This is a genomic window from Moorena sp. SIO2C4 (genome assembly GCF_010672485.1).
In the GTDB taxonomy this organism is placed as follows: domain Bacteria; phylum Cyanobacteriota; class Cyanobacteriia; order Cyanobacteriales; family Coleofasciculaceae; genus Moorena; species Moorena producens.
This window is the reverse complement of the sequence record NZ_JAAHGN010000004.1, coordinates 1-19,333: the sequence shown is the minus strand read 5'-3', so window position 1 is coordinate 19,333 and position 19,333 is coordinate 1. Positions and strand designations below refer to the sequence as shown.

The 19,333-nt window shown below is 44.1% G+C and carries 20 protein-coding genes and 1 pseudogene; 7 read left to right on the top strand and 14 right to left on the bottom strand.

The window, feature by feature from the left end; genetic code table 11:
• The 5 genes and pseudogenes from F6K20_RS00860 to F6K20_RS00840 form a co-directional block, all read right to left on the bottom strand.
• Positions 1 to 292: pseudogene (locus F6K20_RS00860) on the bottom strand (HAD family hydrolase); the annotation flags it as partial.
• A 161-nt stretch (positions 293 to 453) separates the two neighbouring features.
• The gene (locus F6K20_RS00855; RefSeq protein ID WP_008180027.1) at positions 454 to 1,632 is read right to left on the bottom strand and encodes a 30S ribosomal protein S1; all 1,179 of its coding nucleotides are present in this window, start codon (positions 1,630 to 1,632) and stop codon (positions 454 to 456) included.
• 172 nt (positions 1,633 to 1,804) lie between these two features.
• Positions 1,805 to 2,179 (bottom strand): pentapeptide repeat-containing protein, encoded by a 375-nt coding sequence (locus F6K20_RS00850; RefSeq protein WP_008186913.1) that lies wholly within the window; start codon positions 2,177 to 2,179, stop codon positions 1,805 to 1,807.
• Between the two features lie 509 nt (positions 2,180 to 2,688).
• Positions 2,689 to 3,333, bottom strand: coding sequence for a sigma-70 family RNA polymerase sigma factor (locus F6K20_RS00845; protein ID WP_008186914.1), 645 nt, complete (start codon positions 3,331 to 3,333; stop codon positions 2,689 to 2,691).
• 142 nt (positions 3,334 to 3,475) lie between these two features.
• Positions 3,476 to 4,294 carry a cysteine dioxygenase gene (locus F6K20_RS00840; protein ID WP_008186916.1) on the bottom strand — a complete coding sequence of 273 codons (819 nt, stop codon included), beginning with the start codon at positions 4,292 to 4,294 and terminating at the stop codon, positions 3,476 to 3,478.
• Positions 4,295 to 4,721: 427 nt separating this feature from the next.
• Here F6K20_RS00840 and F6K20_RS00835 point away from each other — a divergent pair, with 427 nt between their 5' ends.
• Both F6K20_RS00835 and F6K20_RS00830 read left to right on the top strand, forming a co-directional pair.
• Positions 4,722 to 5,663, top strand: a complete 942-nt coding sequence (locus F6K20_RS00835) for a glutathione S-transferase family protein (protein WP_287265879.1) — start codon at positions 4,722 to 4,724, stop codon at positions 5,661 to 5,663.
• Positions 5,656 to 5,847: a hypothetical protein gene (locus F6K20_RS00830; RefSeq protein WP_008186919.1), complete on the top strand. Its 192-nt coding sequence runs from the start codon at positions 5,656 to 5,658 to the stop codon at positions 5,845 to 5,847. Before F6K20_RS00835 ends, F6K20_RS00830 begins: the two co-directional genes overlap by 8 nt.
• Here the strand turns inward: F6K20_RS00830 and F6K20_RS00825 are convergent.
• The 5 genes from F6K20_RS00825 to F6K20_RS00805 form a co-directional block, all read right to left on the bottom strand.
• Positions 5,816 to 5,953 carry a hypothetical protein gene (locus F6K20_RS00825; RefSeq protein ID WP_165691867.1) on the bottom strand — a complete coding sequence of 46 codons (138 nt, stop codon included), beginning with the start codon at positions 5,951 to 5,953 and terminating at the stop codon, positions 5,816 to 5,818. The two genes, F6K20_RS00830 and F6K20_RS00825, sit on opposite strands and share 32 nt — an antisense overlap.
• Positions 5,954 to 5,986: 33 nt before the next feature.
• Complete coding sequence (locus tag F6K20_RS00820) at positions 5,987 to 6,724, bottom strand: hypothetical protein (protein ID WP_287247744.1); 738 nt, start codon at positions 6,722 to 6,724, stop codon at positions 5,987 to 5,989.
• Positions 6,725 to 7,161: 437 nt separating this feature from the next.
• Entirely contained in the window at positions 7,162 to 7,770 is a 609-nt protein-coding gene (gene hpsU, locus F6K20_RS00815) for a hormogonium polysaccharide biosynthesis acetyltransferase HpsU (RefSeq protein ID WP_287247743.1), read from the bottom strand.
• 149 nt (positions 7,771 to 7,919) lie between these two features.
• The gene (locus tag F6K20_RS00810) at positions 7,920 to 8,873 is read right to left on the bottom strand and encodes a glycosyltransferase family 2 protein (protein ID WP_287265869.1); all 954 of its coding nucleotides are present in this window, start codon (positions 8,871 to 8,873) and stop codon (positions 7,920 to 7,922) included.
• Between the two features lie 264 nt (positions 8,874 to 9,137).
• Entirely contained in the window at positions 9,138 to 10,529 is a 1,392-nt protein-coding gene (locus F6K20_RS00805) for an RNA-guided endonuclease InsQ/TnpB family protein (protein WP_287293379.1), read from the bottom strand.
• Positions 10,530 to 10,584: 55 nt separating this feature from the next.
• On the opposite strand from F6K20_RS00805, the gene F6K20_RS00800 reads away from it, so the two are divergent.
• A complete protein-coding gene (locus F6K20_RS00800) occupies positions 10,585 to 10,737 on the top strand; it encodes a hypothetical protein (RefSeq protein WP_008186924.1) in 153 nt (50 codons plus the stop codon).
• A gap of 45 nt (positions 10,738 to 10,782) precedes the next feature.
• Here the strand turns inward: F6K20_RS00800 and F6K20_RS00795 are convergent, their stop codons facing one another.
• Positions 10,783 to 11,712, bottom strand: coding sequence for a glycosyltransferase family 2 protein (locus F6K20_RS00795; RefSeq protein ID WP_008186925.1), 930 nt, complete (start codon positions 11,710 to 11,712; stop codon positions 10,783 to 10,785).
• A gap of 120 nt (positions 11,713 to 11,832) precedes the next feature.
• Here F6K20_RS00795 and F6K20_RS00790 point away from each other — a divergent pair, with 120 nt between their 5' ends.
• From F6K20_RS00790 to F6K20_RS00780, 3 genes are all read left to right on the top strand, one after another.
• On the top strand, positions 11,833 to 11,967 hold the full coding sequence (locus tag F6K20_RS00790; RefSeq protein ID WP_267872064.1) for a hypothetical protein: 135 nt from the start codon (positions 11,833 to 11,835) through the stop codon (positions 11,965 to 11,967).
• 165 nt (positions 11,968 to 12,132) lie between these two features.
• On the top strand, positions 12,133 to 12,915 hold the full coding sequence (gene panB, locus F6K20_RS00785) for a 3-methyl-2-oxobutanoate hydroxymethyltransferase (protein ID WP_287293377.1): 783 nt from the start codon (positions 12,133 to 12,135) through the stop codon (positions 12,913 to 12,915).
• 30 nt (positions 12,916 to 12,945) lie between these two features.
• Positions 12,946 to 14,679 carry a glycoside hydrolase family 9 protein gene (locus F6K20_RS00780; RefSeq protein WP_287265870.1) on the top strand — a complete coding sequence of 578 codons (1,734 nt, stop codon included), beginning with the start codon at positions 12,946 to 12,948 and terminating at the stop codon, positions 14,677 to 14,679.
• A gap of 65 nt (positions 14,680 to 14,744) precedes the next feature.
• Here the strand turns inward: F6K20_RS00780 and fusA are convergent, their stop codons facing one another.
• Positions 14,745 to 16,832 carry an elongation factor G gene (gene fusA / locus F6K20_RS00775; RefSeq protein ID WP_008186928.1) on the bottom strand — a complete coding sequence of 696 codons (2,088 nt, stop codon included), beginning with the start codon at positions 16,830 to 16,832 and terminating at the stop codon, positions 14,745 to 14,747.
• A 397-nt stretch (positions 16,833 to 17,229) separates the two neighbouring features.
• Complete coding sequence (locus tag F6K20_RS00770) at positions 17,230 to 17,523, bottom strand: hypothetical protein (protein ID WP_071107209.1); 294 nt, start codon at positions 17,521 to 17,523, stop codon at positions 17,230 to 17,232.
• Between F6K20_RS00770 and F6K20_RS00765 the strand changes: the two genes are divergently transcribed.
• Positions 17,512 to 17,694 carry a hypothetical protein gene (locus tag F6K20_RS00765; protein ID WP_075873658.1) on the top strand — a complete coding sequence of 61 codons (183 nt, stop codon included), beginning with the start codon at positions 17,512 to 17,514 and terminating at the stop codon, positions 17,692 to 17,694. The genes F6K20_RS00770 and F6K20_RS00765 overlap by 12 nt on opposite strands.
• Positions 17,695 to 18,028: 334 nt before the next feature.
• Here F6K20_RS00765 and F6K20_RS00760 read toward each other — a convergent pair whose 3' ends face one another.
• Positions 18,029 to 19,093, bottom strand: a complete 1,065-nt coding sequence (locus F6K20_RS00760; RefSeq protein ID WP_044493959.1) for an ABC transporter permease — start codon at positions 19,091 to 19,093, stop codon at positions 18,029 to 18,031.
• Positions 19,094 to 19,333 lie beyond the last annotated feature (240 nt).

The window sequence follows — 19,333 nt, the reverse complement described above, 5'->3', positions numbered from 1 at the left end:
TTGACTCTAGCCAACCCCGACCAGTCTCAGCAATATAAGCCGCAGCAGCAATTTCATTTTCCCGACGACTACCCACTGCCATTAACCCGGTAGGGTCAAGGGTGTCATCTTGGACACCAAAGGCCATCAGGAGGGGTTCTCCAATACCAGGAATTTGGGCATCGATTAAACGCGATCGCTTATAGGCTAGTTCTCTTAAATAAACTTGTGAATCCTCTAAGGTACCGTCTTTATCAAATATGACTGCTTCAATATTGGGGAAAGTCACCTTCCCACAACGAATGGTTACCAAGGGTTTATGCCGCTGTTTATTGTAATCAACTTCATTCTACTAGCTAGTTGATCAAGATTCGCACCTGCCAAGTTCTTTGCTCTTGTTCCGGAACACAGCCATAAACACAAATTAGCCATTAGCCTCAGCTAACGGCTAATTCTTGTTACCGCACCTGGTTGTTACTCGTCGATGGCAGCTGCTACAAACTCTCCCTCTGGCACTGGGTCTTCTTGAGGCTCTTGGGACTCTTGGGGCTCTTGGATCTGTTGAGGCTCTTGAGGCTCTTGAGGCTCTTGAACCTGTTGAGGCTCTTGAGGCTCTTGGGGCTCTTGAACCTGTTGAGGCTCTTGAGGCTCTTGGGGCTCTTGGACTTGTTGAGGCTCTTGGGGCTCTTGGGACTCTTGGGGCTCTTGGGTTTCAACCGCTTCTGGAGTCATACTTTCTGGAGTTATACCTTGCTTTTGTGCTAGCATCTTCTCCCGGTACTTCTGAGCCATTTCTTCTGCCTTCTCGAATACCACTTCCCGGTTGTTAATCATATCTCCCGGTTCTGGCTCTAACTGCTTTGTTGACAGAGAAATCCGACCTCGGTCAGCATCCAAGTCAATGATCATCACTTTCAGTTCATCATTGACATTAAACACACTATGAGGCGTATCGATATGATCATGGGAAATTTCGGAAATGTGCAGCAATCCGCTGACCCCGCCAATATCAATGAATGCACCGTAAGGTTTGATTCCTCGTACTGAGCCAATCACCACCTCTCCGACTTCTAGGCGGTTCATCTTGCGCTCAACTAGCGCACGACGGTGGGATAGTACCAGACGATTACGGTCTTCATCTACCTCCAGAAATTTTAGGGGCAGTTCTTGGGCCACCAAATCTTCCTTGGCTGCCCGAGTGCTAATATGAGAACCAGGAATAAAACCGCGCAACCCTTCAATACGTACCAACGCTCCACCACGGTTAGTGGCGAATACCAGAGAACGCACCGTAGCATCCTCTGCTTGTAGTTGGCGCACTCGCTCCCAGGCTCGCATATACTCAATGCGACGGATAGAGAGAGTCAACTGTCCATCTTCATTTTCATCGGTCAGGATGAAAAATTCCCGTGTTTCGTTGGATTGTAAAACCTCATCAGGATTATCAACTCGATTTATTGACATTTCCTGAATCGGAATATAGGCGGCGGTTTTCGCACCAATGTCAATCAGAGCGCCCCTCGGCTCTAGACTGAATACCGTACCCGGAACTATATCCCCTGGGCTAAAATGATAATCATACTTATCCAGAAGGGCAGCAAAATCTTCGTGAGTGAATCCTATATCTGTAGTTTTTGTTTTCTGACTGAGCATGTGCGTTGTTTGTTGTACCCTCTTAACACCAAGAACTAAAACATTTTTAGAATTCCTGACTAAGCTTTCTTAGGGAAAAAGGAGCGTTGCTTAATCATTCCATGATTAAGCAACGGCGTTTTATCTGGAGATGATTGCCAGTAGGCATCTAGGAAGCTAAATCTTGAGTAAATCAGGAAACAACCCTACCATCAGGCATAACCGTACCCCATACTTCTGCATCCTTCCAGTCTACTTCAGCGAGATCCCCACCCTTGAAATTGGCAGCTCTCAAATCTGCTCCACTTAGGTTTGCTCCAGCAAGTTTCGCTCGACCTAGATTTGCCCTGTGAAGCTTGGCATCAGTCAAATTAGCTTTTTCCAATCCCGCACAACGCAACTTAGCCCCACTCAAATCAGCTCGGCTCAGGTTAGCCCCGCTTAAATCTGCTCGACTCAGATTCACACCACTAAGGTTGATACCACTCAGATTAGCTTGAACTAGGTTGATAGCACAAAAATCTCGTTCCCCTGCTGCATACCTTTCTTGGAGTTCTTTGCTATTCATGTCGCCTTACCCCGATTTTACTTTAGTTAAAGGTTTCTATTAAAGAGAGTAAAAATATTGCCCAACGTGACAAACTCAAACATTTTTTTTTCATAGCTAATAAACGCACAAAAGTGCCTGTGTACTAACAGTTTCACAGTCATCTTTGTAATTTAACTACAATTACTAGTTATTTATAGGGTGCATATCAATACCTGAAATTAGGCAAAAATCATAATAAAATTCCTACAATAATCACACTCCTCACAACCACACTCCTCACAACCACACTCCTCACAACCACACTCCTCACAACCACACTTACTTTATTGTTTAGAAAGATGAGATGGGGTGCATCTCATATTTGTAAAAAAGTTGTGTAGGGTGCGTTAGGGGGGGCTCATTTTCCGCTTCGTAGCCAGGCTTTGGATAGCCCGCCCCGTAACGCACCACCGTGTCAAACAGCAAAAATGAGATGCACCCGATGAGATGCTCCCTATCTAGAATTTTATTTTGCTCACCAATCCCGTTTATAAATAAAGTTTGCGAAGCTTATTGAGTGCTCGAAACTTTTTTTGCCGAATATTTTCTGCCGTATACCGGGGATAGCCCTTATGTTCTAAATGACTGGCAATTTCAGCACAGGAAAGCTTTTTAAAATAGAACAACTCCAAAATTTCTGAGTCTTGATCAGGAAGTTGTGTTATCTTCTCCCATACTTCCACGTTCTCTATATACTGCATAGGGTGAGTGTGACGGGCAAATGGAAGCACATTACTCTGACCAATCGAGAGTGAACTTTCCCACTGTTGGGAACTAATATCTAAAAACCTCTTATGATCACGGTGGAGTCCCCTTATGTAATTCAAGATAACTTTTCGGACCCAAGCTTTTGGATTAATAATTGGCTCTCTTAATTCACCCTTAATTATAACCAGGTAAAGTCCCTCATCAACGTCTAAATAGGACTCTAGTTTCCCGGATTCGATTAGTTTTTGGACAAGTAAAAAGACATCGTTTATAATGTCTTTATGGGTATACTTGCTATTAAGATTAAATTGGCACAGCCAAACTTTTATTTTAATCGATAGTGAATCTAAAAGGTTGGCAAGTTCTTCCTGTTCCATCATTTCACCCTGATCGGAGCAATTTTGATCTGTTTGGGGTTTTAGCATTTGAATTGTTTTCCTGATAATGCACACTGGTGTAAATGAAATCACTTATATCGTCGTCGATAGGGCAGGCTAGAAAAATATTTTCTGCTCTGCCCAATAACAAAAAGCTAGACTAAATTGTGATCAGCAAGCGCCAAGCCGATCATTTTCGCCTATCAACTAAATCAGGACGAGACTTATCCGGTTCACAATTTTCTAAGGGTTCACAGGATATAAGTCTTTGTTTGAAGAACCGAACATGCACAGTAACGAGTCTCTCTTGAGACTCGTTAGCAAGCTGGTGAGTCTGATGAAATCCAACGCAGACTAACTGACCTTCTATGAACTTTTTCTCGTCCTTTGTTCGGTAGCCCTGTTTTCCGTGCAAGTGCTCCACTGGATCATAAAAGCGGTGGGTAAGGGTTCCTTTGTAGACACGGATTATGGTAATTTTATCTTCGTGGACATGTATTTGTGAAAACTGACCCGGCTCCCAAGAAATAACAGAAATATTACCAAAAGGGGTCGTACAAACTAAGTGGGTATGGTAGTCACTCTTTTTAAAACTAATAGATTGCTCGATTAGCTTTTTACTCAAATTAAGCTTCACCGCAAGGTCTTTGAACCTCTCCATACTCATTTCTTGGGGCGCTATGGCATTTACCTGATAGATAAACTCTTCTAGGGAAAGGAGACCAGAGCAACCTGAAGAGGGAGAAGACTGCAAGGACTGGCTGATCAGCTGATCTACCTTGTCAATGCACTGGTCAAACTGCAGATCTAATACTGCCAGCTCAAACATTTGTGCCATTCTCTTACCATCTTCTTGGGCAAGCTCTTTTTGAGTCGCGAGCTGGTAATACTCTTGAACCAACTCAAAAAGCTCTGGCTGTTCCGGAAGATTATCTGGCTCACAGACTTCTCGCACTATTGTTTTGAGTTGTTCTTTGGAATCTTCTAAAATTTCACATTGACTAAACATAGTGACAAACTTCCAGGTATCTAATAGGCGTTCCTTGATCTACTTTTCAAAAGCGCTTGCTCTTGGAAAGCTTGGTTTCTATAAATAAGAGACCACAGGAAGCGAAACGTGACGCAGAGTTTTGTAAAGAATTATTACGGGTTATCACCACAGGTGCTGGCTAAAAACCAATACCGCCCCTCACCACCCATTCCACTGCTCCCTACCATAACGATAACTGCGCCTGTTCATAGCTAGCCATTCAGTTTTATCCAAAGATTCAGCAATGCCGAGAAAGCTAAAAACCAAAAGCAAAGAGGGTTTTAAGGGATGCAGTCCCTACTCCCGACTCCCGACTCCCGACTCCCGACTCCCGACTCCCTTAGCAATAGATAGTATAAAAAAAATACCATGGCCGTTGGCCACGCTAAACGAACAGAGGAAAACTATGGCAACAGGGATGCTCGTTAACGGAAAATGGACTAACGAAGTCTATCAGCAAGACCCCCAAGGGCGATTCATGCGTAATCCCACCAAGTTCCGTAATTGGATTCGTGCTGATGGCTCCACAGACTATAAACCAGCCTCTGGACGCTACCATCTCTACATTTCCTATGCTTGTCCCTGGGCGCATCGCACTCTGATTATGCGAGCCTTAAAGGGATTGGAGGAAGCGATTACCCTGTCCATTGTTGACCCATTGATGGATAAAGATGGATGGGAATTTTCCGATGGGCCTGGTTGTATCCCTGATACAGTCAATGGTGCTCGCTATTTGCGGGAAGTTTATATCAAAGCTGACCCTAACTGTACCGGACGGGTGACAGTTCCAATACTTTGGGATAAGGAAACTGGCACAATTGTTAACAATGAATCCCGTGAGATTATTCGGATGTTTGACCTAGAGTTCGACGGGATTGCTAAGTCGGATATCAGCTTTTATCCGGAGAATTTACGGGAAGAGATTGATAAAACGATTGATGCCATTTACCAACCTATTAATAATGGTGTGTATCGAGCCGGATTCGCTACTAGTCAGCAAGCTTATGAAGAAGGAGTAACTGACCTCTTTGATGCCCTTGACTATTGGGAAGGGGTGTTAGGTAAACACCGTTATCTCTGTGGCGATCGCATTACTGAAGCCGATTGGTGTATGTTTACCACTCTGCTACGCTTTGATTCAGTTTACTATTTCCATTTCAAATGTAATTGGCAACGAATTCTGGATTATCCCAATTTGTGGAATTATCTCAAAGACCTTTATCATCAGCCAGGGGTAAAGGAAACCTGTAATATTGACCACATTAAGCAGCATTATTATAGGAGTCATCCCTTTATTAATCCCTCTGGTATTGTTCCAAAAGGACCACAAATTAGTTTTAGTGATTAAGGCTATCAGCCATAAGCTATCAGCCATAAGCTATCAGCTATCAGCTATTAGCGATCAGTTATCAGCTATCAGTTATCAGCTATCAGCCATCAGCTATCAGCTATTGGCTATCAGCTATCAGCCATCAGCTATCAGCTATCAGCTATCAGTTATCAGCCAAAGGTCTGTGGCCAAGCTACACTGAACACCTTTTGAATAAAATAAGCTGACGGCTGACGGCTGACGGCTGACGGCTGACGGCTGACCGCTGACGGCTGACGGCTGACGGCTGACCACTGACCACTGACCACTGACCGCTGACCGCTGATAGCTTACGTGTTAACTTATTCTTGATTCAAAAATGGAGACTTAGATTTGATTTTAAATACGGAATCTGAAAACTCACCAATAGAATCAGGGACAGATACAATTTCCGGTTCGGTGCGTTTTCCAAACATCAAGGTAGCCTTACTAGTCGAGGGAGAGAAAAGAATCTGTGTGATTTTGCTATAATCCCACCGTTTTTGATCATAGAGAGCAAGCACTTTCGTAAGATTATCTAAGGTCATCTCCTCCTTATTCTCGAACATAAACTCAACAGGACGATTAAAGACTTTGTCCAAAAACTTGCCGTAAAACTCATCAATATAGAGGTTTCGAGTTTGTGTCATCATCAGTACCTTACGCAATTCCTGACTTAACTCATAGGCTCCGTCTTTGGTGCAAATCACCTGCTCATTGATAGCAACCGATTTCCGAGACCGATTTTTGCGACAGGGATTATTGTTAGAAGACTGTACCACTCGTCCAGAGTTGAGGTCGTCCCCAAGTTGATCAAACTCATCAACCACTCCGCGTGTGCCTTGGATTATACGCCTGCCTTCACGAATGGTATTGGTTACTTCTTGGACATCTCGACGGATTTGGCGGAGCTCATCGAATAATCCAGCAATCTTGAAGGTGCGAACATTGCTATTGTCATGCTTCCCAGGTACTATTCCGGCTGTTGCGGGAAGCACTTGCCACATCACGGACGCTGACAACAGGTAAGCTGAACCTTGGAAAATGAATTTGTGAACCATGACTATGGAATCCTGACTTAAAGTGGTCCACTATCTTTTTCTTTTGGCAAAATGAAAATCCGGAAACTTATCAACAATTTTTCCGGATCTGGTTAACTTCCCCTTGTATAGCAGAAGTCAGAAGTCAGAAGTCAGAAGTCAAACTCTTGCGCTTCTTGATGCAATAGCGAGTGGGGGAAACCCCCAAGACCGCTTAGGTGCTTTTTCCGTTGGCGAATTAAATTCGCCACGGGTCGCACCTCTGCATCGCTTACAAAGGGTGTGAGACTTTTGTCATGTCCTAACTGCCCTGGCGACTGCTATATGATCTTCTCCGGTTGAATAGCTACACTTTCCACCCGACACCCGACACCCGACTCCTGACTCCCAATTCTAAATTCTAAATTCTAAATTCTAAATTCTAAATTCTAAATTCTAAATTCTAAATTCTTAATTCCCTACTCCCTACTCCCTCTCTCCTCGATTTCCCGTCGATAGCGAGGACGTGCTGGTATCCCCCAGCATACTTGCTGCTCTGGGATATTACTAAACACAGTGCTGCGAGCACCAATAACCGCATTGGCTCCAATTTGGACACCGGGGGCAACAAAGCAATCGGCGGCAATCCAGGCTCCATTACCAACACTAATCTCAGATGTGATTAAACCAAAGGCTGGGTCTTTCATATCGTGGCTACCAGTACAGAGGTAACATTTTTGAGAAATAACGCAATGACTACCAATCCGAATCCGATCCAAGCTGTAGAAAACCACATCATCTCCAATCCAACTGTAGTCACCAACTTCTACTTTCCACGGGTAAGTAAAACGAGCAGTGGGTCGAATGATGACATTAGTACCAATCTTGGCTCCAAATAGTTGTAGCAGCCATCGGCGGAAGCCATTGAAGTTATGAGGACTTAAGGGAAATGCGATCGCTTGCACCAACCACCAGAGTAAGATTAACCAGCCCGGACGTCCTCGGTCAAACCAAGATTGGTCGTACTGGCGTAAATCCACTAAGGGTGGTAAATCTAACGCTGGTAGTTTACTTAAGTCATTAGTCATAATCTAGAATGTAGAATGTAGAATGGAGAATGCAGAATGTAGAATGGAGAATGCGGAATGGATAATTCTTAATTCTTAATTCTACATTCTTAATTCTTAATTCTACATTCTTAATTCTTAATTCTACATTCTTAATTCTTAATCGAGTCTCAGGGATTTGGAGAGACAACTGATGGCTTTGGCGTTACTGGTGTCTGTGCTGGTTCAGTTTTTTCTACATTCAGCTTACCGCTAAACTTTTGTAACTCATAGAGTTTGACACCAATTTGATACTCATACTGACTCAACAGGCGTCCATAAATGTACCCAGCTTTTCCATCTAAAAAGCCCAGCTGGATAAAGTAAAACAAAATAAACCGCAGTATTGGTTTAAACGGTAGTCTAACCCAGATTTTTTTCAGAAACCGCTTACGCTGCACGGCGCTTCCAAACAGATTTCCCCCGATGGTGCCAGAGTCATCTTTACCTGTTAGTAGATTTAGATAGACACGAGCTTCCCAATTGGAGTAGCGATTGTGCCGTTCTAGCCAATGGTAAATGTCCTTAAAGTCAATGTGCAGCATATCATTTTGAAGATAGCCAGCTTTGCCTTGTAGGACAACGTGTTCATGAACTTCGTTGTCTCCAGTATTGGGAATTCCTTCCGTTTTTAAGTTTTCGTAGCGACCTTTTTCGTGTTTAAATAACCGTAAATTCCAGTCTGGATATTTGCCACCAAAGCGAATCCATTTCCCTAGGAAGAATACTCTACGATTGATATAGTAGCCGTTATAATCAGCATTGTCGATTGCCACAGCAATTTCATCCCAAAGTTCTGGAGTAATGCGTTCGTCACAATCAACAATTAATACCCATTGATTGCGGAATTCAAGATTGTCTAAGCTCCAGTTTTTCTTTTTGGGCCAAAACCCATCAAAATAGAATTGAACTAGGTTTGCACCATATTCTTCCACAATTTCAAGGGAGCGATCGCTGCTTTGGGAATCGACAACAAACACTTCATCTGCTCTATTAACACTCTCAAGACAAGCTGGTAAATTAGCCTCTTCATTTTTGGCTGGAATTAGAACTGATACCGGAAGTTTAGTGTTAGGGGATTTCATAATTAAACACCTGCAATTGTGGACGTTTTATGAAAAGTTTATTGGCCTAGAATAACTAACAGCAAGCCTTAACTAAAATTAAGGCTTATCAGTCAACAGTTAACAGTCAACAATCAACCAAAATTATCTGTGCTATAGCAAAGGGAACCTATTATCCAGTCTCATTAATGACTGGACTGATTGTGGGATAGAGAGGAGTTGCTCCTTTTTGACATCTCCCCCGGCTGAAGCACGGAGGATTCTACAAGGTTGTTACGAGGCGGATTAAAACCGCGCCTGTTCACTTCTTGTGCGGTACGATCTATTCAGTGACTTGAAAATTTCATACCGGTGTGGGAGTGTCAAGCTCCCTCTACCCACCTTAGCTAGGTCTATATTTAGCTGTGTGGCTACTTTCCTGGCAATGTTGGCCGCACCATTGCAGTCGGCATTTACCAGGTATCCCTCAGAAGTTTTATACAAACCACGCCTTACCCGACATCCTGACGGTTTCCACCCGTTGGGTTTTTCACCATATTTTGGTAATGGATCGTCGTCAAGGAAAGACGCTTTGCTGGTGTACGATTCCTCGGTAATTGTTAGTTTAATGCCGTACTCAGGGCAAAGTTGTTTCAGCCGTTCGATTAGTCTCTTGGTCGGGATGACTACGAAATTCTGATTGCCACGTTTGCCCATATTAGAACGGCTTTTCTGTTCTTCGTTCCAGCCGATAATTAGGTTTCCAATGCGATCATTTAAGCACCGATTGATAATGAATCTAGCAGCTTTGTTGTTCGCGTAGCGTCGGCTTCGCCGAATCGCATCCCGTATCTGGTTGTTTCGTTTCCGCTGCACTCGATCTAGCTTGGAATCCCAGTAAAACTCTGGTTTCCCCTGTTTGTACTTGGCGACTAACCGGCAGTAGCCCTGATTCATTGACTTGAGTTTTCGACCGTCAATTATCAGGCTCTTGCCAAGGGTTGAAAGCCCAGTCAGCCAGTTCGTCCCGCCGTGATCAAAACTCCACGCTTGGGAATAGTCGAGGTTGGGGTTATCAGAGATTGGTTGCTTCTCGTCATCAATTACCCAGTCGATCCAAAGTTGCCCAAGGTACGGACGAACAGTTATCTGTTTTACCCAGTCCGGATCTATAAAGTCCGGCGGCTCCAGGGTAATCTCGGTGATCAACTCAGGTTTTGTTTCTTTGCTGATCGAAGGGTAGAACAACCCTGACTTATAACCAAGAGCTTGTCTAGGGAAAGTTACAGCTGCCAATCCGCCTTTCTTTCTGTATCTTGGCAGTTTTGGTCTATCGACTTTTCCCTTGTAATAATGGCCGACTAACTGATTGTAGCTATTGATTGATTCGGCTACAGTCTTGAGAGTTTGTTGTGCCGACTGAGCTGCCATCGCCTTATAGTGAGGATTCTCTTTTAGATTCTTGCAGAGTTCGGCATATTTGACACTGCATTTATAGGTTTTCCACCCATATCTAAGATCATCCTCTCGCCAGTAAGTCGTAAAAGCTTCTTCTTGCTGTTCTAACCAGGTGTAATGTTTTTGTTTGGAGTAATAGATAGCACAATTTACCAGACTATTCGCTTGTTGGCATTGAAATACCCAAAAAGCTTGCTCTTCCTCTGTCAAGTTTGCTTTTACTGGAATCGTCTTGTACATTTGATTGCCTCCTACTAGAATCGTAACATTCGTGCGCGCAAATAGTATTCCAAAAATGAAAGACGAACGATTGATGATCCGAATTAATAAATTAAAAAAAATGCAATTAAAGCAAGAAGCAGAACGGCGTGGGATGACTCCATCTGAGTTGGTCAGAAGTCTAATATCCAAATTTTATGAACCTAAGCAGAGGGACACGGCGGGTTAAAACCCGTCGCGTCCGTTTCATCTCCTCCTTAAAAGAGAGGGGATCTCACGTTCCCGGATGTTTTGGTAGCATTCCTTTAATTACTGCACTCAGATAACCGATTTGACCATAGGCATAAACGAAATTATCAAAGCGAAGAGCTGGATTGCGGAAGTGCTTGAAGGATTTGTAGATTCCTCGCATCATTCGTTCACCTCCCCGTAACAATTGGGCAGTACCAGCACGACCAACCAATTGTTCACGGTAACACTCGCTAATACCTTGCCACCAACCACGATTCAAAAACCAACGTTTATTGATTCGTTCTGGGGCAACATTGTGAGCCACTAGAGCATCAGGTAGATAAGCAACTTGCCAACCATCCTGGAGAGCTAATTCTGTCATATGTAACTCTTCATTAGATAATAAATTTTTCCCCACACGACCTAAATTGACATCAAAACCACCGATTTTCTCCAGGAAAGTCCGCCTGATCGAGTAATTTAAACCTCTGGGAGTCAAACCAGGATTTTGGATCTGAATTAGGGTTTCCCCTAGGTCATAAGCTCCCAAATTTCCTGCTAGGTCTGGTGACAACCAGGAGGGAGAGGTAATGCCATCTGGCCACAATAGGGTAACTTTACCACCAGCAATTGCCAGTTTTTCGTTACTTTGATAAGCTTCGTAAATTGTCTTAAGCCAACGGGGACTGGCAACGGCATCATCATCCAGATAAGCTAAAATACCAGCACAGGCACTGGCAGCCCCAGTGTTACGAGCCACCGATAAACCAAGTACGGGTTCATAAACATAGTTTAGTCGAGAGTTGTCCAAGCGTTGGTCAACAATGTTACGGGTGCGATCGCTTGACGCATTATCGACCACAATTACTTCATAATCGGCAAAATCCTGCTGTAGCACGCTATCAATGGCGGCACCCAAATATTGTTCGCGATTGTGGGTGCAGATGATGGCAGAAATTAGAGGCTCTGACATAGGGAACCTGATCGAGGAAGCTTCATTTTTAGTATTCCCTACTCAAGCAGTATTCTTCAACCTTCTTGATTACCGTAATTAACCCATATAGTATTAATAGGTCATAAATCAGTTGCACAGATGAGATGTAAGTATTCAGTGGTCAGCCGTCAGCCGTCAGCCGTCAGTGGTCAGCCGTCAGTGGTCAGCTTATTTTATTCAAAAACTGTTCGGTGTAGCTTGGCCACAGGCCTTTGGGTGAGAGCTGAGAGCTGAGAGCTGAGAGCTGATAGCTGAGAGCTGATAGCTGATAGCTAACGATCACATTACACTGAAGTCAGTAGTTCACGCTTCTTTACAAAGATTTCCATAGTTCGGTTTACTTTTTTTATAAGCATCTTTGAGAATTATTAATCGGATTGACCGAAACTATTATTGGTTATGGCAGTTACTATCAAGCAGTTGAATCAATGGAAACAACAGGAGCGCCAGATTGTGGTGCTGACTGCTGCGGATTATGCGATCGCTCAGCTGTTGGATGAAGCGGGAGTAGACATAATCATGGTCGGGGATTCTCTAGCAATGGTTACGCTGGGTTACTCGACAACGCTGCCAGTGACCCTTGAGGACATGATTCACCATGCCAAAGCGGTGTGTCGGGGTGTTAAACGGGCATTAGTGGTTTGTGATTTGCCGTTTTTGAGTTATCAGGAAAGTCCTCAGCAGGCAATCCACTCTGCCGGTCGAGTGTTGAAGGAAACTGGGGCAGTGGCAGTGAAGTTGGAGGGAGGATATCCTGCCATGGCTGAAACGGTGGGGAGGCTTAGCGCTGTGGGAATTCCGGTGATGGGTCATGTAGGTTTAACACCGCAGTCTATTCATCGGCTGGGTTTACGGCAACAAGGAAAAACACCGGAAACTGGGGAGCGGATTTTGCAGGATGCGATCGCATTGGAGCAAGCTGGTGCCTTTGCTATCGTTTTAGAGCATATTCCAAGCGATTTGGCAATGTCAATTACACAAAAATTAACTATTCCCACCATTGGCATTGGAGCCGGACCACACTGTGATGGCCAGGTGTTAGTGACAGCGGATTTACTAGGGCTTTCCGAGCACCAGCCACCCTTTGCTAAGTCTTATGTGAATTTGCGCCAGGTAATAACCCAAGCCGTGCAGGAGTTTACTACAGAGGTTCGTTCTGGAAAATTTCCAAAAGACCCATAATCAAGATATCATGGAAGTAAAAGCTTGACGATGAAAATAGATAGAAGATTTTTTATCGGCTGGATCAGTGCGATCGCTTATGGATTTTTTTCCAAGCTTAATGCTCAACCCTATAATCCAGCAGCTAGAGGAAAAATTGTTATCAATCAAATAGGTTATTACCCAACTGGGCCTAAGTTGGCGTTCTTAATCAATTCCCCCAATTCGGAAAACAAGCAGGTTGAACTTGTTGATTTAATCACTCACAAAACGGTTTTTGTGACCAACCTGGGAAACTCCGTAAAGGATAAAGCCAGTAATGATAAAATTACGGTTATTGATTTTACTAAATACGATAAATCAGGTAGCTATTACCTCAAATACGGCTATAGTCAGTCTTATCCGTTTGGCATTGGTAAGGAAATTTATAAGGATACCTTTACAAAGCTACTCCGGTCCTACTATTTGCAACGGTGCGGTGTTGCTGTAAATGATTCAGTATCTGGAGTCAAACATCCCCCCTGCCATCTCAAAGATGGGATTATTGCCCACAACGATGAGATTAATAAAGCTGGAGACTTCAAATCTGCCCAAGGTGGCTGGCATGATGCTGGGGATTTTGGTAAATATGTTGCGCCAATGACAGTCACCATCGGACGCTTGTTAAGCTTGTACGAGCAATATCCTAAATTATTTAGGGACAACCAATTAACTATACCAGAAAGCGGCAATGGTAGACCTGACCTACTCGATGAGGTCAAAGTAGGATTAGATTGGCTGCTGAAGATGCAGCGAGAGGATGGTGCTGTCTACCGCAAGCTGTCAGGAAAAAAATGGCCAGGGGAAATTCTACCCAATCAAGATACTCAGCCACGGTACACTTTTGGAATCTCGACACCTGAGACTGGCAAGTTTGCAGCAGTAATGGCAATGGCTGCTAGAGTTTATAGTCCCTTTGACAAGCAACAGGCTCAAACCTACTTACAAGCAGCTCAGAAAGCCTGGGGGTTTCTCCGAAAACAGCGATCTATGAAGGTGGATTGGCAAGAAGGAGATGACACCGGTTCAGGTAAGTATCTTTTTGGAGAGTGGGATCAGCAAGAATCCTTAAAAACAGATCAAGATGACCGCTTCTGGGCAGCCGTAGAACTGTTTATTACTACAGGGGATACTAGCTACGAGAAATACTTAGCTAAAACTATCACGGCCTTTGACTATGGTGAGTTTGGTTGGAAAGATCCGTCTCCTCTAGCAATGGTTAACTATTTGGTGCAGAAACAAAGGAAAGGGTCAGACAAACTGAAATTAGAAATAACAGCTAGGCTGATGCGAAGGGCGGATACTCTGATGGAAAAGATTAACCGTAGTGGCTACCGTTTAACTATTGATAAATTCCATTGGGCATCTAATCATAAGATAGCTGAGGAAGGAATTACTCTACTCTATGCCTACCGCATCACTGGCAATCGAGGCTACTACAAGGCAGCTGTTGAGCAGTTAGATTATTTACTGGGGCGCAATCATTTTAATCTTTGTTTTATTACCCGTGTTGGTAGCAACTCGGTGCGTCATGTTCATCACCGGATTTCCCGAGCTAAAGGAATTGTCATCCCTGGTCTGATGGTAGGGGGTCCTAATACTGATGCCCAGGATGGGATTGCGCCTAAAGGCTTGGGAATGTTGAGTTATGTAGATGATGAGCGGTCTTGGGCTACTAATGAATATGCTATTGATTACAATGCTTCGGTAATTGCCTTGATGGGGATGGTGATGGCACAGACTTAATCATTGATCACACGATGTTCCTGGCCAGTCTAAAACCAGCCAGGAACTCTACTTAAATCAAAAGATTATTTAGCAGCTTCCTCACGTTCCTTCACTTCCTTAATTACCTCTTCTGCCACATTACTTGGGCAAGGGGCGTAGTGGGAGAACTCCATCGAGAACTGACCACGACCAGATGTCATAGTACGCAGGTCACCAATATAGCCAAACATCTCGCTCAACGGTGCATCTGCCTTAATGCGAGCACCAGTAAGAGTTTTCTCCTGAGACTTAATCATCCCACGGCGGCGATTGAGGTCACCAATTACATCCCCCATGTAATCTTCTGGTGTGAATACATCCACTTTCATAATTGGCTCTAACAATTGAGGTGAAGCCTTACCAAAGGATTGCCGATAAGCCGACTTGGCCGCAATTTCAAAGGCAATAGCCGATGAGTCTACGGGGTGGTAGGCACCATCAGTCAAGGTAACCTTGAAGTCCACACAAGGGAATCCAGCCAACAGACCCTTTTGAATGCTATTCTCAAAGCCCTTTTGCACAGCAGGCCAAAATTCCCTGGGGACATTACCACCAGTCACCTTGGACTCAAACTGGAAGCCAGTACCGGGTTCACCAGGCTCGATAACGTAATCGATTTTACCATATTGACCAGAACCACCGGACTGCTTCTTGTGGGTATAGCTGTCTTCGATGCGCTTGGTAATGGACTCACGATATGCAACCTGGGGCTTACCTACATCCACCTCAACGCCATGAGTCCGTTTCAGGATATCAACCTTAATGTCTAGGTGCAGCTCACCCATGCCCTTAATGATAGTTTCGCCACTTTCCTGGTCAGTTTCAACGTGGAAAGATGGGTCTTCCTGAATCATCTTGCTCAGGGCAATGCCCATTTTCTCAGAGGAACCTTTTTTCTTAGGTGCGATCGCAATGGAAATCACCGGGTCTGGGAAGACCATCGGCTCCAGAGTAGCAGGATTTTTCGGGTCACAGAGGGTATGCCCAGTCTGGACATTTTTCATCCCAACGATGGCCACAATATCACCGGCCTGGGCAGAGTTAATTTCTTCCCTAGAATCGGCATGCATCTCTACCAAACGACCAATACGCTCAGTTTTACCTGTGAAGGTATTAAGTACTGTGTCACCCTTAGATAAGGTTCCTGAGTAGATACGGGTAAAGGTCAGAGCGCCAAAGCGGTCATCCATGATCTTAAATGCCAAGGCACGCAAAGGTTTTTCTGGGTCAACATAGGCAAGTGTACCGGTTTCGTTACCTTCTAGATCGATTTCTGGTTGGGGTTTGACTTCAGTGGGATTCGGCAGGTAGTCAACTACAGCATCAAGTACCAACTGCACCCCCTTATTCTTGAAGGATGAACCGCAGTAGGTAGGGAAGAAAGCCAGCTCACGAGTTCCCTTGCGAATGCAACGCTTAAGGCTTTCGAGATCTGGTTCTTCCCCTTCTAGATACTGTTCCATCACCTCGTCATCCTGCTCCACAGCCATTTCAATTAACTGCTCGCGGTAGGTTTCCACATCATCAACCATGTTGGCGGGAACGTCTTGAATCTCATAGTTCATCGGATCCCCAGAGTCATCCCATACCCATGCCTTACGGGTTAGCAAATCCACTACACCCACAAAATCGTTCTCAGTTCCGATCGGCAGTACCATTACCAGAGGCTTAGCACCAAGTACATCTTCTACCTGCTTAACAACTCGGTAGAAATCAGCCCCCAGACGGTCAAGTTTGTTTACGTAGATAATCCGAGCAACTTTTGAGTCATTGGCATAGCGCCAGTTAGTTTCTGACTGGGGTTCTACACCACCTGAGCCACAGAAAACACCAACGCCACCATCGAGAACCTTGAGGGAACGATAAACCTCAATGGTAAAGTCTACGTGACCTGGGGTATCAATAATGTTGAGTTGGTGGTCTTTCCAGAAACAACTGGTGGCGGCAGACTGAATAGTAATACCGCGCTCTTGTTCCTGTTCCATAAAGTCCGTTGTAGCTGCACCTTCGTGAACCTCACCAATTTTGTGGATTTTCCCGGTAAGTTTTAGTATCCTCTCTGTTGTAGTTGTCTTGCCTGCGTCCACATGAGCAAAGATACCTATATTTCGATAAGCAGTGAGGTCTTTCATAGTTACTCCTTATATTTACTCCTTAATAAAATTTAAACAAAATCTATGCATATTAACAATATGCCCAGCAGCGGTGTGATGGTTGTCGTGATGGACAAGCAAGAGGAAATATCAATTCCGTGAATAACCAGTCCTCGCAATCATTGCCTGCTCAAAAAAATCAATCAGGGAACGACGGTTAGTAGGAGTATCAATTATCCCCAGTCAAGCCAGAGAGCTTGGGAAAATGCGGTAAGCTATCAGCTATCAGCTATCAGCTTTTGAATAAAACAAGTAAGCATTGGTTTAATCTCTGTTACGTCAGCTGACGGCTGACGGCTGACGGCTGAATGCTTACAAAATGCGATCGCTATTTTTTGGACTAGTTGAATAGTCTTGTTCTGTCACCTAATAGCCCTTATCCGTAAGAAAAAAACTCAATTTGAGGTACCAACGGATCTTGAACAACACCCACACCAACAAACCCCCACCGTTCAAGCAAATTCTTCAACTGACTACCAGAAACCGACTCTACAGAAAATTGGTCAGCTAAATCAGCACCGTGGGTATTGAGATAACTCAGGGCATCAAAGTGTTCGCGAAACATCAACAGATATCCAGCGCCAGCCTCTGGGCTACCAGCTTTCGGTTGGGCAACCAGATAACGACCGTTCCTTCTAGAAAGAATCAGATAATGAATTTGGGTAAACATCTTGAAAATATTCCTGAGGCGCGTCTTTACAGCAAGGCAGCTATGCTGAAGGCAGCTATGCTGAAGGCAGGATGGACAATCGTTTCAGGTTTTTTTCCTGATTTAATAAAAGGTTTTATTTTATTTAGGGGCGTTGCACATTTGTGGGATGATACCATTTTTTGCACATAACTGAAAGTGGCTTATAGTCTACAGTTCAAACTTCAGTAAATAGGTACATCATCCCGTTATTGTGCAACGCCTATTTAGGTTGTTAACAAAAATTGACGTCAAAAGTACATTTAGGACAGTAAGTATTCAGCAGTCAGCGGTCAGCGGTCAGGTTATTTTATTCAAAAACTGTCGCACCTCAAGTAGCGTGGCACAGACTTCGACGCTGGGAAGCATAGGCTTTTGGCTGATGGCTGATGGCTGATTGCTGATTGCTGATTGCTGATTGCTGATGTCTGATTGCTGATGTCTGATTGCTGATGGCTGATGGCTGATTGCTGATTGCTTACATTCTCTATTTCAAATCTTCTAGACGAATTCGAGGATCAACTACTTTCAGCAGCAAGTCTGCTAACAAATTCCCTAAAATCAGCATTGTAGCTCCCATCATCAAGCTTCCCATTACCAGATACAGGTCTTGAGCAGTTACCGCCTGTAAAATCAAACGACCTAAACCTGGCCAGTTGAAGAAAATTTCAGCAATAAATGAGCCACTGAGTAGAGAAGCAAACTCAAAGCCAAGGATGGTAATCAGAGGATTGATAGCATTGCGCAAGGCATGGACATAGATAACTCGATTTTCTGGCAGTCCCTTAGCACGAGCTGTCTGAATATAGTCTTGCCGTAGCACATCCAGCAATTCACCCCTAGTAATTCGTTGTAGACCTGCAAAACTAGTAATGGATAGAGCTATTGTTGGCAAAATCATATGCCAGCCAATATCCAAAACCTTACCAATGGGGGATAAATCATCATGATTGATACTGGTCATACTACCGACAGGAACTAAGGGGGAAAGATTCTGGGCGAGTATGAGCAGCAACAGAGCAGTGATTAGGCTGGGGAAACCCTGACCTGTGTAGCTAATGACTTGTAGGAATCGGTCAGTGGTGCGATTCTGATTGATAGCAGCTAGGATTCCGAGAGGAATTGCGATCGTCCAAGTAATAAAGATTGAGGCTACGGCTAAGAGTAAGGTTGCTGGTATCCGTTCTAATAACAAAGACGACACCGGACGGAAGTAAGCGAAACTGGTACCAAAGTCAAACTTGGTTACAACTCGTACTAGCCAACGCCAATACTGAATAATTGCTGGCTGATCTAAACCAAATTGCTCCTTGAGTTCCTCGATTCGTTCCGGGGAAATTTTGGGATTTTGCCTGAGGGTATCCAGAAAATCTCCTGGTGCAAACTGAATAATGGCAAAACTTAGAGCAGATGCCAACAGCAAGGTCAAAAGACCTTGCAACAGTCGCTTTACCACGTACAGAAAGGTCTCACTGGTGACCAGAAGTTTTAGTCTATGCCAAGCCCCATCAAACCGATTGATAATGCTAGAATCTCTAGTAGAAGAAGTCAATCGCTTCGCTCCAATTCAAAATTATCAATTAAAAATTCAAAATTATCCCATACCTGAATTCAGGGGGTTGTTTCCGGTGGAAACAATTGCCAATTATAAAGCTAGTCATTTTGTAAGCATTCAGCCGTCAGCCGTCAGCCGTCAGCCGTCAGCCGTTGGCCTATGGCTGATAGCTGATAGCTGATAGCTGATAGCTGATAGCTGATAGCTGATAGCTGATAGCTGATAGCTGATAGCTGA